Source organism: Streptomyces sp. NPDC003034, assembly GCF_053591375.1.
On sequence record NZ_JBSFTS010000017.1, the window covers coordinates 1 to 15,909 of the forward strand.

12 protein-coding genes are annotated in these 15,909 nt (G+C 72.5%); 3 read left to right on the forward strand and 9 right to left on the reverse strand.

Annotated features, from left to right (window positions below):
* Positions 1–138 precede the first annotated feature (138 nt).
* The 4 genes from ACWDX7_RS18090 to eccB all read right to left on the reverse strand — a co-directional run bounded on the left by ACWDX7_RS18090 (position 139) and on the right by eccB (position 3,962).
* A complete protein-coding gene (locus tag ACWDX7_RS18090) occupies positions 139–447 on the reverse strand; it encodes a WXG100 family type VII secretion target (protein WP_451492762.1) in 309 nt (102 codons plus the stop codon).
* 57 nt (positions 448–504) lie between these two features.
* Positions 505–849 (reverse strand): hypothetical protein, encoded by a 345-nt coding sequence (locus ACWDX7_RS18095; RefSeq protein WP_451492763.1) that lies wholly within the window; start codon positions 847–849, stop codon positions 505–507.
* A 213-nt stretch (positions 850–1,062) separates the two neighbouring features.
* Entirely contained in the window at positions 1,063–2,355 is a 1,293-nt protein-coding gene (gene mycP, locus ACWDX7_RS18100; RefSeq protein WP_451492789.1) for a type VII secretion-associated serine protease mycosin, read from the reverse strand.
* Between the two features lie 17 nt (positions 2,356–2,372).
* Positions 2,373–3,962 (reverse strand): type VII secretion protein EccB, encoded by a 1,590-nt coding sequence (eccB, locus tag ACWDX7_RS18105; RefSeq protein ID WP_451492764.1) that lies wholly within the window; start codon positions 3,960–3,962, stop codon positions 2,373–2,375.
* A 259-nt stretch (positions 3,963–4,221) separates the two neighbouring features.
* Here eccB and eccE point away from each other — a divergent pair, with 259 nt between their 5' ends.
* The 3 genes from eccE to ACWDX7_RS18120 all read left to right on the forward strand — a co-directional run bounded on the left by eccE (position 4,222) and on the right by ACWDX7_RS18120 (position 9,312).
* Positions 4,222–5,496, forward strand: a complete 1,275-nt coding sequence (eccE, locus tag ACWDX7_RS18110; RefSeq protein ID WP_451492790.1) for a type VII secretion protein EccE — start codon at positions 4,222–4,224, stop codon at positions 5,494–5,496.
* Positions 5,493–6,191 carry a hypothetical protein gene (locus ACWDX7_RS18115; protein WP_451492765.1) on the forward strand — a complete coding sequence of 233 codons (699 nt, stop codon included), beginning with the start codon at positions 5,493–5,495 and terminating at the stop codon, positions 6,189–6,191. Before eccE ends, ACWDX7_RS18115 begins: the two co-directional genes overlap by 4 nt.
* A gap of 175 nt (positions 6,192–6,366) precedes the next feature.
* Entirely contained in the window at positions 6,367–9,312 is a 2,946-nt protein-coding gene (locus ACWDX7_RS18120; protein ID WP_451492766.1) for an SCO5717 family growth-regulating ATPase, read from the forward strand.
* An 88-nt stretch (positions 9,313–9,400) separates the two neighbouring features.
* On the opposite strand, the gene ACWDX7_RS18125 is transcribed toward ACWDX7_RS18120, so the two are convergent.
* The 5 genes from ACWDX7_RS18125 to infB all read right to left on the reverse strand — a co-directional run bounded on the left by ACWDX7_RS18125 (position 9,401) and on the right by infB (position 15,837).
* On the reverse strand, positions 9,401–10,357 hold the full coding sequence (locus ACWDX7_RS18125; RefSeq protein ID WP_451492767.1) for a bifunctional riboflavin kinase/FAD synthetase: 957 nt from the start codon (positions 10,355–10,357) through the stop codon (positions 9,401–9,403).
* A 467-nt stretch (positions 10,358–10,824) separates the two neighbouring features.
* Entirely contained in the window at positions 10,825–11,769 is a 945-nt protein-coding gene (gene truB, locus ACWDX7_RS18130; protein ID WP_451492768.1) for a tRNA pseudouridine(55) synthase TruB, read from the reverse strand.
* A complete protein-coding gene (gene rbfA / locus ACWDX7_RS18135) occupies positions 11,766–12,215 on the reverse strand; it encodes a 30S ribosome-binding factor RbfA (protein ID WP_451492769.1) in 450 nt (149 codons plus the stop codon). Before rbfA ends, truB begins: the two co-directional genes overlap by 4 nt.
* A 33-nt stretch (positions 12,216–12,248) precedes the next feature.
* A complete protein-coding gene (locus ACWDX7_RS18140) occupies positions 12,249–12,542 on the reverse strand; it encodes a DUF503 domain-containing protein (RefSeq protein WP_451492770.1) in 294 nt (97 codons plus the stop codon).
* A gap of 151 nt (positions 12,543–12,693) precedes the next feature.
* On the reverse strand, positions 12,694–15,837 hold the full coding sequence (gene infB / locus ACWDX7_RS18145; protein ID WP_451492771.1) for a translation initiation factor IF-2: 3,144 nt from the start codon (positions 15,835–15,837) through the stop codon (positions 12,694–12,696).
* Positions 15,838–15,909: the final 72 nt, after the last annotated feature.

Here is a 15,909-nt window from a genome sequence, read left to right on the forward strand (position 1 = left end):
CCCGCAAGGCAAGCCCGCCACCACGGGAAAGAAGGGCGCCGCCGGGATCGGCGTGCTCCTCGCCCTGCTCGCGACGGTCGTCTGGTCCGGCAGCTGGGCGGGGTGCCCCTTCGTCACGGTACGGAGGTGTCCGGCGGCTCAGTAGGCCTCGGTGAACAGGCGCGAGGCCTTCACGTCGGTGGCGCGGTAGTCGCCCTTGCCGCGCTCGATGAGCTGGGCGACCTTCTCCAGCTGCTTCTGCATGTGGTCGGCCTTGCCCTTGTACTTCCCCTGGAGCGCGATGTATTCGGCGTGCGCCACACCGTCCCAGGTGTCCGTGACCACCTTCAGGGCCTGGTCCATCTCCTCCAGGTCCTTGAGGATGTTGGCCGAGACGATCCGGATGCGGTCCGCCATTTCCTGGACGCTCTCGTACCGGACCCGGGTGTGCCCGTCGTTACCCGCCATGTTCTTCTCCCTTTCGTGCGGTTCACTGCGGCCAACTGGAAACAGCGAGGCGTGCCGTCAGAGGTTGTTGAGTGCCGAGCGGTTCGCACTCGGCGAATCCTCGGTGGCCGCCTTGAACGCGGCGCGCACGTCGTCGTCCTGGGCGTTGCTGAGGTTCTTGGTCCCCACCACCGCGTTGTGCAGGACCCCCAGCATCCGCCGGATCTCGTCGTGGTCCTCATTGACGACCTTCTGGGCGGTGATGAAGCCCGAGGCGCCCACACCGGTCCAGCCAGCGCTCACCGTGGCGATGATGTCGGCCAGCTCGCGGGCCTGCCGGGTGACGGCGTTGGCCGTGATCTCGATCTTGTTCTTCGCCTGGACGACCGGATCATCCGCGAGTCCGTACGTGTTGGTGCTCATCCGAAGCTCCTCATTGTCAATTCGCCGGAAGAACCGGCGGATTGCGTGGCGGAGCGGACATTCCCCTGGTACGGCTTTGAGCCACGCGCCCGGACATCCCCCTCCGCTTCACGCGATCCCCCGATCACACTCGTGAAGCCTGTTGCCACTCTAGTCAGTTCACGGCCCCCGCCCAACACAGGTATGCCGCTTCCGCCGGTGGAACGCAACTGTTCACTGCAAACGGCGTCGGCGGCTGCGGGCATCCCGTACGACGGTGGCGGTCCCGGCGATGACGGCGATGAGGACGGCGCCGGTGCCCAGGGCGTAGGAGGCGAACCGCTCCTCCCGCTCCTGCGCCGTCTCGGTCAGCCGCAGCGCCGCCGCCTGCGGGGCAGCCGCCGGGGGCGGGCCGGTGTCGGGGACGGGCGGCTTCGGGGTGTCGTGGTCCTGGGTGACCGCGCGGACCGGATCCACGACGCCCCAACCGACGTAGTCGTCACGGCCGTTGACCGAGCGCTCGGCGGTGTTCTGGATCTGCCAGACGATCTGCTGCGGGGACCACTCCGGGTGCTGGGCGCGCAGCAGCGCGGCGACGCCGGCCACGTACGGCGCGGAGAAGCTGGTGCCGTTGTCGATGCACTGGCCGAAGCCCGGGACGGTGGAGACCATGTCGACGCCGGGCGCCGCGACCCCGATGAAGTCGCCGGGCTGGGAGAAGGCCGCGCGCTCGTTGTTGCGGTCCGAGGAGGCCACGGCCAGCACCCCGGGGAAGGCGGCCGGGTAGGTCCTGCGCTTCTGGCCGGTCATGCCGTCGTTGCCCGCCGAGGCCACGATCACGATCTTGGCGTCGACGGCCTTCTGGACGGCCTTGGCGAGTGCGGAGTCCGCGGACAGCGGCACGTCGGTGTCCTGGGAGATGTTGATGACGTGGGCGCCCTTGGCCACCGCGTGGTCGATCGCCTGGCTCAGCGACAGGGCGTCGCCCTTGCCCTGCCCGTCGTTCTGCCGGATCGGGATGATCGTGGCCTCCGGGGCCAGGCCCACGAAACCGGTGCCCTGCTGCGGGCGGGCGGCGATCAGCCCCGCGACCTTGGTGCCGTGCCCGACGGTGTCGGTCGTACCGTCGCCGCCCCCGGGGTTGATCAGGTCCTTGCCCGCGCCCGCGTCGACGGCGGCGCTGAGCTGCGGGTTGGCGCGGTCCACGCCGGTGTCGATGACCGCCACCCGGACGCCCTTGCCGTCCGTGCCCCTGCCCTTGGTCTCGGCCCAGAGGGCGTCGAGGAGGAGCCGCTGGAGGGCCCAGGGGCGGTCCTCGATCTGCTTCTTCATGGGGAAGGTGCACTCCCCGGCGCCGGCGAGGCGCAGGGCGTACGGGGGCTGCGGCGCGGGCGCGGAGACGGGGGCGGCGGAGACCGCGGCGGAGACGGGGACGAGGGTGAGGGCGGCGATGAGCAGCGGCGCGCACCGCGCGTACGGGCGGCGTCGGTGGCGGCGGCTCAGCGACGTCGGCATCGGCATCGGCATCGGCATCGGCGGCATCCTCAGGAACCCTGCGGCTGGCGCGCGGAGTTGGTGTCCAGCCGGGGCCCCTTCGAGAGGAACTCCGACCACGCGATGGGCACCATGGCCGGTGCGATCCCTCCGTAGCCGAGCCGGATCTGCGCCTGGCTGGCCTCGGGGCGGCCGTCCGCGGTGGCCTTGGCCTGCTCGTCGGGTGCGCCGATCCGCGACTGCTCGGCGTCGCTGTCACCGTTGGCCTGGACGGCGTACCGCAGACCGGTGTCGGTGACCAGGAAGAGGGCGCCGCCGGCCGTGGTCTGCTTGCCCTGCACCTGGGTGTAGAGCAGGCCCGAACCGGGTGTGACGTACGCGCTCGTGCCACTGGCGGTGATGTCGACGGGGAAGGCGGAGCCGGCCCAGGTGCTCAGCGTCTGGTTGCCCTGGCCGTCGACGGCGCGCAGGACGTTGCAGACGGTGTCGCGGTCGCCGGACCCGGCGCCGGTCGCGGCCGCCACCCCGGTGGCGGGAGCCGTGTGGTTGATCCGTTCCGTTTTCCTCTGCGGCCACGTGGCATCGCCCAGGAACGGGCTGGCGTCGGGAAGGAGGGACTGGAGGTCGACCTCGCGCGGCTTGCCGTGCATGTCGAGGCCGTCGGTCGCCGGGGCCGAGATCAGCAGCCAGGCGATGAAGTCGGAGACCGGGGCGACCTTCCCGGGCAGCACCACGTAGTGCTGTGTGCCGCTGCCGGTCTGGGCCTTGAGCACCATGCCGACCTTGTTGTCGGCGCCGGCCAGGCCCTGGACCCCGGCGTTGGCGCCGACCCGGCCCGGCAGATGCGGAAAGGCGAGGTCCGCGCCCGTGTCGAGGGTCGCCAGCCACTGCTCGGTGACCTGCTGGGGGAGGGCGCCGGTGCCCACGAGGGCAGTGGTCATCGTCCCGGCGGCCGGGGTGCCCTCCGGGAACTCGTACTTCCGGCCCGTCGAGTCCACCAGGTACCGCTCCTTGCCCGCGCCGGTGCTCTGGACGTACAGCGCCTGCGTGTCGGTGACCTTGCGGGTGTCGTCCATCAGGCCTGCCTCGCGGTCGGCGAGGACGAAGGTGGCGCTCTGCACTCCGCGGCCGTTGCCGCCCGGCTGCTGGCAGACCGCCCAGCGCTTGGCCTTGCCGGCATCCGCCTTGGCGGGCAGCCGGTCGGGGGCGTACGGAATGCCGATGATGGGACCGCGCGGCGGCTTTCCGGCGTCCAGGACCTTGTCGTCGACGTGGACGACCTTGAACTTCTGCGGGTCCAGCAGCAGCCGGGCGGAGGCCAGGTTCAGCACCGGGTGGAGCCGGGTCTGCTCCTTGCCGTCGGCCTTGGTCGTCAGGACCACGTACCGGGTGGTCGACTGCTTGCCGACGATGACCTGCGCACCGGGCGCCGCCCAGCCCTTGGGAGCCGTTGGCTTGAACATGCCCCAGGCGCCGAAGCCGGCGAGCACGAGCGCTCCGATGACCATGCCGGGGACGACGGCTCGCAAGGGCCGCGGCGCGCCCTCCTCGGTTCCCGTGGCGGAGGGCTGGAGGAACGCGGCCACCGTGCGCCGCTTCGCAAACGTGTACGCGTTGAGCTCATCGCGTCGTGATGCCATGACCGCCTGCTTCTCCCCGCACGGCCCGGCCGGTGAGGACGGTCCCCGGGCCTCGATTGTCGGACCGGGCACCTACTATGCCTCTTGACGGAGGGTATGCGGGGGCCGGGTAGGGTGACCTTGCCGCTCAGCGCCTTGCGGACCGGGCAATCAGGGGCATGTCGGGGTGGATTGGGGAAGTCCCGGAGCCGTGCGGCGGGTGCCGCTCAGCGCCGGGACTCACGGGGGCTGGCCCCGTGGAAGGGGAGGTGTGCGCGTGATGGCCACCGTGGCGCAGGAGCAGACGGGCGCGGCCGCATCCGCACGCGGCGGGGTGGTACCGCATCCGGAATCGAGCCCTGGCCGCTTCGGACCGTTCCGATTGCAACAACTCGTACTGCTTCAGCTCGCCGCGGCGGCCCTGCTGGTGGCCTGGGTGGTCGAACCGCTGCTGCTGGTCCCCGCCGGTGCGCTGGCACTCGCCTTGGTGGTGCTCGCGGTCGTACGCCGCCACCGGCGCTCCCTGCCCGAGTGGATCGGCGGCGCGCTGGCCCTGCGCGCACGGCGGCGCCGGGCCGCCTCCGTGACCGTGCCCGAGGACATCGAGCCGGGGCTGGCCCCGCTGGTCGAGGCCGATCCGGCCCTGCGGACCCTGACGTTCAGCGACCGCGACCGGCGGCCGGTCGGGATGATCGGCGACGGCACCTTCCTGACCGCGGTCGTCCAGGTGGACATGGGAGCCACCGCGCTGCGGCCCGACCGGGCGGCGCGGCCGCTGCCCCTGGCCGTCGTCCGGGACATCCTCGAAGTGGACGGCATCCGGCTGGAGTCCGCGCAGTTGGTGCAGCACACGCAGCCGGCGCCGGCCCCGCATCTGCCCGCCCAGTCGATGGCCACGCGCAACTACGCGCCGTTGCAGGCCCAGACGGGTTCCCCGGCCGTGCGGCTGACGTGGATCGCGCTGAAGCTCGATCCGGAACTGTGCCCGGAAGCCGTCACCGCGCGCGGCGGCGGCCTCGGGGGCGCGCAGCGGTGTGTGGTGCGAGCAGCGGACCAGCTGGCGAGCCGGCTGGCCGGCGCCGGTTTCCAGGCCGCCGTACTGACCGAGCAGGAGCTGACGGCCGCGCTGGCCACCTCCTCGTGCGCGAACCCGATGGCGATCACCCAGGCCGGGCGGACCGCCGGCACGGGGCGGCGTACGGAGGAGACGGCGCGGACCTGGCGCTGCGACGACCGCCGGCACACGACGTACTGGATAGGCCGCTGGCCGCGGTTGGGCGGCGGCGGAGCGGCCGCGCTGCCGCAGTTCGTGGCGCTGCTGACCTCGCTGCCCGCGCTCGCGACGAACTTCAGCCTGACGCTGGCCCCGGCGGGGCGCCAGGGCGTGGCGCTGGCCGGGTACGTACGGGTGACCGGGCGCAGCGATGAGGAACTGGTGACGGCTCGCCGGGAGTTGGAGCGGACGGCGCGGGGTGTGAAGGCCGGGCTGGTCCGCCTCGACCGCGAACAGGTACCGGGGCTGCTGGCTTCGCTGCCGCTCGGAGGGGCGCGATGAGAGGCGGATTCGGACTGATCGGCCCCCGGCGGGAACGGCATGTGCTGCCCGCGGCCGACTTGGACGTACTGGCGCTGCCCATCGGGGACGACGGGGTCGTCATCGGCGTGGACTCCGAGGGGCGGCCGGCGGTGCTCGGCATCAACCGGCCGACACCGTACGAGGTGACGCTCATCGGCGGTCTGTGGACGGCGCAGGTGCTGGCGCTGCGCGCGGCCGCCACCGGGGCACGGGTGGCGGTGGAGACGGGCCGCGGGCAGGTGTGGTCGGCGCTGGCCCAGGCGGCCGGCGGCGGACAGCAGTGCGTGACCCTGCACGAGGTGGGCCGGGTACCGCCGCAGGGCGCCTCGGCGGGCAGCCCGGTGCTGGTGGTCCGCGACTGCGGGATGCAGCCGCCGCGGGGGCGGGTGGTGGCCGGGCCGTGGCAGTCGGTGCTGACCCTGCTGCCGTATCTGAGCCCGAGGGCGCCGCGGCTGCTCCAGCAGTCGTCACTGGTGGGCGTGCAGCGCGTGTCCCCGGACGAGGCGGAGCGGATCGGCCGCCTGATGAACCTGCCGCGGCCGGCGGTGCACGCGCTGCCGACGCTGGGCGACGGGGTGACGCTGTGGTGCACGGCGCTGGACCGGCAGTTCGTGATGACGCGGGGGACGGAGGCGGAGACGGGCCTGCTGGGTGCGTCGCGCCGTATCGACTGAGGCTGCCGGGCGGTTGGGGGAGCCCGGCGACGACCTCATGGAGCGGGACGACGGCGCCGGCCGGCGGGGGCGCGCCCCGGGGGCGGCGGACATCGGGGCCGGGCGCGATTAGGCTGAGTGCGGGCGTGGCGTCGAGGTGGGCGCCGGACCAGTGTTCGACAAACCAGGAGGACCAGTGAGCGGCGATCGGAACGAGAGGCGCGGCGGGGCGTGGGACGTCCCGACGGACGATCAGTCCGACGCCGAACAGGAACTGACGGGCGAGTTCACCATCGACTACACCCCGCCGGCCTGGTACACCCAGGGCGCGCCCTCGGCCACGCCGGTGCCGGGGCTGCCCGAGGGCAGCGGCTTCGAACCGCACCGCCCGTCGGACGTGGCCCCGCCCCCGCCGATGCGGCTGACTCCCCCGGCCCCGCGACTTCCGTCCGAGGGCGCGGACACACCCACGCCGTCGCCCGCCCCCTACGCGGCCCCGGCGGAGGCCCCCCGGCAGCAGGCCGCCCCGCCCGCGCCGTACTCGGCACCGACCCCCGCCCCGGCGGAGGCGCCGCCGACGCCGTACCCGGCACCGGCACCGCAGGACCAGGACGCCCCGCCCGCGCCGTACACACCGCCGGCACCGACCTCCGCTCCGGCGGAGGCCCCACCGACGCCGTACTCGGCACCGGCACCGCAAGACCAGGACGCCCCTGCGGCGCCCTACACACCGCCGGCACCGACCTCGGCTCCGGCGGAGGTCCAGGCCGAGCCGGTCAGGGACCCGGAAGTCGCGGAAAGCAAGGCTTCGCCGTCCCGGGCTCCGTTCTCGATCGAGCAGGCGGTTCAGGACGCGGCAGAACGGGCCGCTCAGCCCGCGCCGTTCACACCCCCCGCGCCCGCTCCGGCGGAGGCCAAGGCCGCGCCGTACACGGAGCCGGCACCCGGCGAAAGCAAGGCTTCGTCGTCCCCGGCCCACTTCTCGGTCGAGCAAGTCGTCCAGCCCGCGCCCGCCGAGGCCCCCGCGACGCCGTACTCGGCATCGGCGCCGCAGGAACCGGACGCCCCGGCGGTGCCCGTCGAGGCGCCCACCCCCGCGGACACCCCGCCGACTTCCTACGCCACCCCGCAGGAACAGGCCACGGCACCGACCCCCGCTCCGGCGGAGGCCCAAGCCGCCCCGTACGGGGATCCGGCACCCGCCGAAAGCAAGGCTTCGCCGTCCCCGGCCCACTTCTCGGTCGAGCAGGCCGCGCAGGCCGCTCCGCCCGCGCCGTTCGCACCCCCGGCGCCCTACCCGCCGTTGGCACCGCAGGACCAGGACGCCCCGCCCGCGCCCTACACGGCACCGGCATCCGCCCCAAGCCCGGCTTCGCCGTCCCCGGCCCACTTCTCGGTCGAGCAGGCCGCTCCGCCCGCGCCGTTCGCACCCCCCGCCGCGCCGTACCCGGCATCGGCACCCGCGCCGCAGGAGCAGGACGCCCCGGCGGCGCCCGTCGAGACGTCGATCCCGACCGAGTACGCCACCCCGTCCCCGTACGCGACGCCCGCACCGGCATCCGCACCGCACGAGCAGGACGCACCCGGCCGTGCCGCCGAGGCCGCGTACGTGGGGACCGGCACCAGCCCGCGCGACACTCCGGCGGACGCCGCCCCGCAGCCCGGACCGGAGAGCCCGTTCGGCGCTCCCGGAAGCGGTGGTGAACTGCCGCCGCTGCCGCCCGCCTTCGCTGCTCAGGGCTCCTACGGCTTCCCGCCGCCCGCCCAACCGCAGGCCCAGCCGCAGCCGCAGGCCCAGCCCCCGCACCACGACCCCCGCGCCCAGACGCAGTGGCCCGTCGGCCAGCACCCGCAGCACGCCCAGCCCCAGCCGCACCACCCGCAGCCGCAGGTACAACCGCACGACCCCCGTTACGCGGCCGGCCCGGCCACCGGTGGGGCGCCGCTCGGCTACACCGCCGCCGTCGAGCTGTCCTCGGACCGTCTACTGCGCGGCAAGCAGAAGCCGAAGAACAACGGCGGCGGCGCCGCGGGAGGCAGCGGCGGAGGCCTGTTCCGCTTCGGAGGCAAGGCCGCCGACGCGGAACGCCGACGCAAGCTGGAACTGATCCGCACCCCGGTCCTGTCCTGCTACCGCATCGCCGTCATCAGCCTCAAGGGCGGCGTCGGCAAGACCACCACGACCACGGCTCTCGGCGCCACCCTCGCCACCGAGCGCCAGGACAAGATCCTGGCCATCGACGCGAACCCCGACGCCGGCACCCTCGGTCGCCGCGTCCGCCGCGAGACCGGCGCCACGATCCGGGACCTGGTCCAGGCGATCCCGTACCTGAACTCGTACATGGACATCCGGCGGTTCACCTCACAGGCCCCCTCCGGTCTGGAGATCATCGCCAACGACGTGGACCCGGCCGTCTCCACCACCTTCAACGACGAGGACTACCGCCGCGTCATAGAGACGGTGGGCCGCCAGTACCCGATCGTCCTCACCGACTCGGGCACCGGCCTCCTCTACTCCGCCATGCGCGGCGTCCTGGACCTGGCCGATCAGCTGATCATCATCTCCACGCCGTCCGTGGACGGCGCCAGCAGCGCCAGCACCACGCTCGACTGGCTGTCCGCGCACGGGTACGCCGACCTCGTCTCCCGCTCCCTCACCGTCATCTCGGGGGTGCGCGAGACGAGCAAGATGATCAAGGTCGAAGACATCGTGCAGCACTTCGAGACCCGCTGCCGCGGCGTCGTCGTGGTCCCCTTCGACGAGCACCTCGCGGCCGGCGCCGAGGTCGATCTCGACCTGATGCGGCCCAAGACCCGCGAGGCGTACTTCAACCTCTCCGCCCTCGTGGCGGAGGACTTTCTCCGGGCCCAGCAGCAGACCCCGCAGAACCACTGGGGAACGCCGCAGCAGCCCCAGCCCGGCCAGCCGCCCCAGCAGCAACACCACCAGCAGCAGCCTGCACAGCCGCAGCCTGGCCAGCCCCAGCCGTACGGGCAGCCTCAGGGCCCGTCCCCGTACGCGCAGCCCCCGCAGCCCTACGGCCAGCCCTACCCGCAGCACCCGCAGCCGGGTCAGCCCTGGCAGCAGCCGCAGGCCCCGCACCAGCAGCCCCAGCCGCCGCGCGACCCCCGTCTCGGCTGACGAAGACGGCAGCAAGAAGGGCCCGTACCGCCTCAGAATCCAAGATCCGGGCAGTACGGGCCCTCATGCGAAAAATCGCAGCGGGGGGTCAGCGCTCCGCGTCGTACGCGTCCGTCAGCACGCGCGCCCGCTTCACATCGTCCGCGATGGCCTCCAGCAGCCCGTCCAGGGAATCGAACTTCGCCATCCCGCGGACGTAGGCGAGGAAGTCGACGGCCACGTGCATGCCGTACAGGTCCAGCCCGATCCGGTCGATGGCGTACGCCTCCACCGTCCGCTCCGTGGCGTCGAACTGCACGTTCGTCCCCACCGAGATCGCCGCCGGCATGCGCTCGCCGGCGGCGGTCAGCCAGCCCGCGTACACGCCGTCCGCCGGGATCGCGGTGTGCGGCTGCGTCTCCACGTTCGCCGTCGGGTAGCCGAGCTCGCGGCCGCGCTGCGCACCGCGCACCACGACCCCCTCGACCCGGTGCGGCCGGCCCAGGACCTCGGCCGCGCCCTCCATGTCGCCCTGGGCGACCAGCTTGCGCGCGAGGGTCGAGGAGAACGGCACGCCGCCGCCCGCCTCGCCCCTCTCGACCAGGTCCACGACCTCGACCTCGTAGTCGTAGGTGGCGCCCAGCTCGCGGAGGAAGTCGACGTTTCCGGCGGCCCGGTGGCCGAAGCGGAAGTTGGGGCCCTCGATCACGGCGCGCGCGTGCAGCTTGTCCACGAGCACCTTGACGATGAAGTCGGCCGGGGACAGCTTCGAGAACTCCGCCGTGAAGGGCAGGATCAGCAGGGCGTCCACGCCCAGCCCGGCCATCAGTTGGGCACGCCGGTCGTACGTGGCCAGGATCGGCGGGTGGCTGCCGGGGCGGACCACCTCGCTGGGGTGGGGATCGAAGGTGACGACGACGGAGGGGACGCCGAGCGCGCGCGCCTTGGCCACGGCCCGTCCGATGATCAGCTGATGCCCTCGGTGCACACCGTCGTAGGAGCCGATGGTGACGACGCTGCGTCCCCAGTCCTGGGGGATGTCCTCCAAGCCACGCCAGCGCTGCACTGTGACCGCTCCTCGCCCGAACCGTGTAGTTGTACTGATTGCCTCTTGCAGGTCTAAGACTGCCATGCCGGTGGCCGGTGCCCCGCATCGGCATCTGGCTGGGACCAGCCCTGTGTCATATCGTCAGGTCCCCTCCGAAGCCGCCCGCCGAGGGGCTCCACCGTCCGCCGGGCGCTCAGCCCCGTACGCGCGACGGCCGGGAGGTGAGGATCAGCCCGCCAGCGCACGCGGGGCCAACGCGCCCCCCTTCACTCCTCCATTCACTCCGAGCGCCTGCTCGGACGGGTGAAAACGAGGGTCCGGGTGGATAGAGACCTACCCGAGGGGGGTCGTGGAGCGGCGAGCCGCTGAACATGTGCGCTCGCCGCTCCACGTCAACATCATCAGAGCCGGGGCCACGGCCGGTTCACGACCGCCCCCGACGCAGAGCCGGGCCGGTTCACGACCGGCCCGGCCCGGCCCGCGGGTCAGACGAAGACCGCGAGGGACTTCGCCTTTCCGCCCTTGCTCTCGACGAGCCCGAGCAGCTGCCCCTGCGGTCCGTAGACCGCCACCGTCTTTCCGGCCTCGTACTCCGCCGGCATCTCGATGCGCACACCGTTGGCGAGCAGCGCGGCCCGCCGGGCGTCGAGGTCCCAGCGCGGGAAGGCCGCGGCGGCCGCCTCACCGATGGGCATGACGGTCAGCTCCTCCTGGAGCTGCTCCAGGGTCCGCGCCCGGTCGATCTTGTACGGGCCCACCCGCGTGCGGCGCAGCGCCGTCAGGTGCCCGCCGACGCCGAGGTCGGCGCCGAGGTCGCGGGCCAGGGCGCGGATGTACGTACCGCTGGAGCAGACGACGGAGACGATGAGGTCGAGCACCTTGGTGCCGTCCTCGGCCTGCGCCTCGCGCAGGTCGTACACCTGGAACGACGAGATGGTCACCGGCCTGGCCGGGATCTCGAAGTCCTCGCCGTCGCGCGCCCGCTTGTAGGAGCGCACGCCCTTGATCTTGATGGCGCTGACCTTGGACGGGACCTGCATGATCTCGCCGGACAGCTTGGCGATGGCCGCGTCCACGGCCTCCCGGGTGACCCGGGAGGCGTCCGTGGACGAGGTGACCTCGCCCTCGGCGTCGTCCGTCAGGGTGTTCTGGCCCAGGCGGATCGTGCCGAGGTACTCCTTCTCCGTGAGCGCGAGGTGGCCGAGGAGCTTGGTGGCCTTCTCGATGCCCAGGACCAGCACGCCCGTCGCCATCGGGTCGAGCGTGCCGGCGTGGCCGACGCGGCGGGTCTTGGCGATCCCGCGCATCTTGGCGACCACGTCGTGCGAGGTGAAGCCGGAGGGCTTGTCGACGATGACAAGGCCTCCCCCGGCCTCCGGCCGGGAGGGACCCCCTGGAGTCTTCGGAGTCTTCCCTGCGTCGGTGCTCATTCCGCGGCTGTGTCCTCGTCGTCCTCGCCCGGCTTCTTGTACGGGTCGGGCTCTCCCGCGTAGGTGGCGCCGGAGGAGACCTCGCGCACCTGGGCGTCGGAGGCGCGCGCCTTGTCGAGGAGGTCCTCGATGGTCTTGGCGTTCTCCGGGAGGGCGTCCGCGATGAAGGTCAGGGTGGGCGTGAACTTGGTTCCCGCCGCCCGGCCGACCGCGGAGCGCAGTACGCCCTTGGCGCTCTCCAGGCCCGCTGCCGCGCTGGCCCGGTCCTCGTCGTCGCCGTACACCGTGTAGAAGACCGTGGCCTCCCGCAGGTCTCCGGTGACGCGGGTGTCCGTGATGGTCACGTGCGTCCCGAGGCGGGGGTCCTTGACACCACGCTGCAGCTTCTCGGCCACCACCTCCCGGATGAGGTCCGCCAGCTTCTTCGCCCGCGCATTGTCGGCCACTGGTCCGTCTCCTTCTTTCTTGCAGACAAGCAATCAGTCTTCATCACCGTGGATGCGCCGTCGTACGGACAGCAGCTCCACTTCCGGACGTGCCGCGACCAGCCGCTCGCAGCGGTCGAGTACGTCCGAGACAAACCCCGCGTCCCCACTGACCAGGGCTACCCCTATACGGGCCCTGCGGTGCAGGTCCTGGTCGCCCACTTCGGCCGCGCTCACAGAGAACTTGCGCTGGAGCTCGGCGACGATGGGCCGGACGACGGAGCGTTTCTCCTTCAGCGAGTGGACGTCGCCGAGGAGCAGGTCGAAGGACAGAGTCCCCACGTACATGCGGTTCCGGATGTCCCGCCGGTCCGGGTTCGGTGGCCTGCCGGCCGACGCTCGGCAGGGTCACCAGAACCGTACACGCAACGGCCGGGGCCGATCGACGGATATTCCGCCGACCGGCCCCGGTTACGACACGGTGCGTTCCGCCACGCGATTACGCGCGGGGCTTCTCGCGCATCTCGTACGTCGCGATGACGTCGTCGACCTTGATGTCGTTGAAGTTTCCGAGGTTGATACCACCCTCGAAGCCTTCGCGGATCTCGGTGACGTCGTCCTTGAAGCGGCGCAGACCGGAGATGGTGAGGTTCTCCGCGATGACCTTGCCATCGCGCAGGAGCCGCGCCTTGGTGTTGCGCTTGACCTCGCCGGACCGGATGAGGACACCGGCGATGTTGCCCAGCTTGGACGAGCGGAAGACCTCGCGGACCTCCGCGGTACCGAGCTCGACCTCTTCGTACTCCGGCTTGAGGAGACCCTTCAGGGCCGCCTCGATCTCCTCGATGGCCTGGTAGATCACCGAGTAGTACCGGACGTCGACACCCTCGCGCTCCGCCATCTGCGCGGCACGGCCGGCCGCACGGACGTTGTAGCCGATGACGATGGCGTCGGAGCCCATCGCCAGGTTGATGTCGGACTCGGTGACCGCACCCACACCGCGGTGCAGGACGCGGATGTCGACCTCTTCACCGACGTCGAGCTGGAGCAGCGAGGACTCGAGAGCCTCGACCGCACCGGACGCGTCGCCCTTGATGATGAGGTTGAGTTCCTGGACGAGACCGGCCTTGAGGACCGAGTCGAGGTCTTCCAGGGACACCCGGCGGACACGCTTGGCGAAGTTGGCGTTGCGCTCTCGCGCAGCACGCTTCTCGGCGATCTGACGGGCCGTGCGGTCCTCGTCCACGACGAGGAAGTTGTCGCCGGCGCCGGGGACGTTGGTGAGACCCAGGACCAGGACGGGGGTCGAGGGACCCGCTTCCTCGACGTTGTTGCCCTTGTCGTCGAGCATGGCGCGCACTCGGCCGTAGGCGTCGCCCACGACCATCGTGTCGCCGACGCGGAGGGTACCGCGCTGGACGAGGACGGTGGCGACGGCACCGCGGCCGCGGTCGAGGTGGGACTCGATCGCAATACCCTGAGCGTCCTGCTCCGGGTTGGCGCGCAGGTCGAGCGAGGCGTCGGCGGTGAGGACGACGGCCTCCAGCAGGGCGTCGATGTGCAGACCCTGCTTGGCGGAGATGTCGACGAACATCGTGTCGCCGCCGTACTCCTCGGCGACCAGACCGAACTCGGTGAGCTGACCGCGCACCTTGACCGGGTCGGCACCCTCGACGTCGATCTTGTTGACCGCGACCACGATCGGCACGCCGGCCGCCTGGGCGTGGTTCAGCGCCTCGATCGTCTGCGGCATGACACCGTCGTTGGCCGCCACCACGAGGATCGCGATGTCGGTCGACTTGGCACCACGGGCACGCATGGCGGTGAACGCCTCGTGACCCGGGGTGTCGATGAAGGTGATCTTGCGCTCTTCACCGTTGACCTCGGTACCGACCTGGTACGCACCGATGTGCTGCGTGATGCCGCCGGCCTCGCCCGCAACGACGTTCGTCTTGCGGATGGCGTCGAGCAGTCGGGTCTTACCGTGGTCGACGTGACCCATGACGGTCACGACCGGCGGACGCGGCATGAGGAATTCCTCGCCGCCCTCGTCCTCGCCGAACTCGATGTCGAAGCCCTCGAGGAGCTCGCGGTCCTCTTCCTCCGGGCTGACGATCTGAACGACGTAGTTCATCTCGCCGGCCAGCATTTCGAGGGTCTCGTCGGAGACGGACTGCGTGGCAGTGACCATCTCGCCGAGGTTCATCATCACGGCGACGAGCGACGCCGGGTTGGCGTTGATCTTCTCCGCGAAGTCGGTGAGGGACGCACCGCGCGACAGGCGAACGGTCTCGCCGTGGCCGCGGGGCAGCATCACGCCGCCGACGGACGGGGCCTGCATGGCCTCGTACTCCTGGCGCCTCTGACGCTTCGACTTGCGGCCACGACGGGCCGGACCGCCGGGACGGCCGAAGGCACCCTGCGTGCCACCACGGGCACCGGGACCGCCGGGACGTCCACCGAAGCCGGGACGACCGCCGCCGCCGGCACCGGCCGGACCGCCGCCGAAGCCGCCGCCACCGGGACGCGGGCCGCCGAAGCCGCCACCGCCGCCGGGACGCGAGCCCGGACCGGCCGGACGGCCGGCGAAGCCGCCGCCGCCACCACCGGGACGAGCGCCGCCGCCACCGGGACGACCGGCGCCACCGGCACCGGGACCACGGCCACCGGGGCCGCCGCCGGGACGCGGACCGGGACCACCGGCAGCGGGACGCTGCGGCATCATGCCCGGGTTCGGACGGTTACCACCGGGAGCACCACCGGGTCGCGGGGCACCGCCCTGCGGACGCGGCATGCCGCCCGGGTTCGGACGGGCGCCGCCGGGGCCCTGCGGCCGTCCGGCACCGGCGCCGCCGGGACCACCCTGCGGGCGGGGAGCACCCTGGCCGCCACCGGCGCCGGGGGCACCGGGACGGGGCGCGCCGGCCGGACGGGGCGCCTGCGGGCGCGCCATGCCGGTGGAGCCACCAGAGGTGAAGGGGTTGTTGCCCGGGCGGGGACCCGCCGGACGGGAGCCCTGCGGACGCGGGGCCTGGGAGCCAGGACCGCCGGCGGGGCGCTGGGACGGGCCGCCGGGGGCGGTGCCGGCCGGGCGCGGGGCGCCGGGACGGGCGCCGGACTGGCCGCCCTGGGCCGCGGGACGCTGCTGCGCCGGACGCGGACCGGGGGCCGCACCGGCGGGACGCTCGGTACGCGCCGGGGTGGCCGGAGCCGCCGGAGGCGCGGTGAACTCGGTCGCCACGGGAGCCGCCGGAGCGGGCTTCGGGGCGGCCGGAGCCTTGGGACCGGGACGCGGGCCGGATGCGGCCGGAGTCACCGGGGCGCTGGCGGACGGAGCCTCGGCGACGACCGGCTTGGGGGCCGGTACGCCGGGCTTCGGGGCAGCGGGACGTGCCGCGGCGGCCGGGGAGGGCGCCGCGGGCTTGGCGGGCGCGGCCTTGCGGGGCGCGCCGGGCTTCGCAGCGGACTTGCCGGCGTTGCCGCCGGGCCCCTGCAGTGCGTCAGTCAACTTGCGTACAACCGGCGCCTCGATCGTCGAGGACGCCGAACGGACGAATTCACCGAGTTCTTGGAGCTTGGCCATGACGACCTTGCTCTCCACTCCGAACTCCTTGGCGAGTTCGTATACCCGGACCTTAGCCACTTCGCTCCTTTTAGGTCCGGGTTACGCCGGACCGTCGCTACTTCATGGGCGTACTCATCGCGTACTCATCGA

Excerpts from the sequence above, each read along its gene's own strand:
- mycP (WP_451492789.1), bottom strand. The coding sequence starts at position 2,355 with ATGCCGATGCCGATGCCGACGTCGCTGAGCCGCCGCCACCGACGCCGC.
- truB (WP_451492768.1), bottom strand. The coding sequence starts at position 11,769 with ATGAGCACCGACGCAGGGAAGACTCCGAAGACTCCAGGGGGTCCCTCC.
- eccB (WP_451492764.1), bottom strand. The coding sequence starts at position 3,962 with ATGGCATCACGACGCGATGAGCTCAACGCGTACACGTTTGCGAAGCGG.
- ACWDX7_RS18140 (WP_451492770.1), bottom strand. The coding sequence starts at position 12,542 with ATGTACGTGGGGACTCTGTCCTTCGACCTGCTCCTCGGCGACGTCCAC.
- eccE (WP_451492790.1), top strand. The coding sequence starts at position 4,222 with ATGGCCACCGTGGCGCAGGAGCAGACGGGCGCGGCCGCATCCGCACGC.
- ACWDX7_RS18095 (WP_451492763.1), bottom strand. The coding sequence starts at position 849 with ATGAGCACCAACACGTACGGACTCGCGGATGATCCGGTCGTCCAGGCG.
- ACWDX7_RS18090 (WP_451492762.1), bottom strand. The coding sequence starts at position 447 with ATGGCGGGTAACGACGGGCACACCCGGGTCCGGTACGAGAGCGTCCAG.
- ACWDX7_RS18115 (WP_451492765.1), top strand. The coding sequence starts at position 5,493 with ATGAGAGGCGGATTCGGACTGATCGGCCCCCGGCGGGAACGGCATGTG.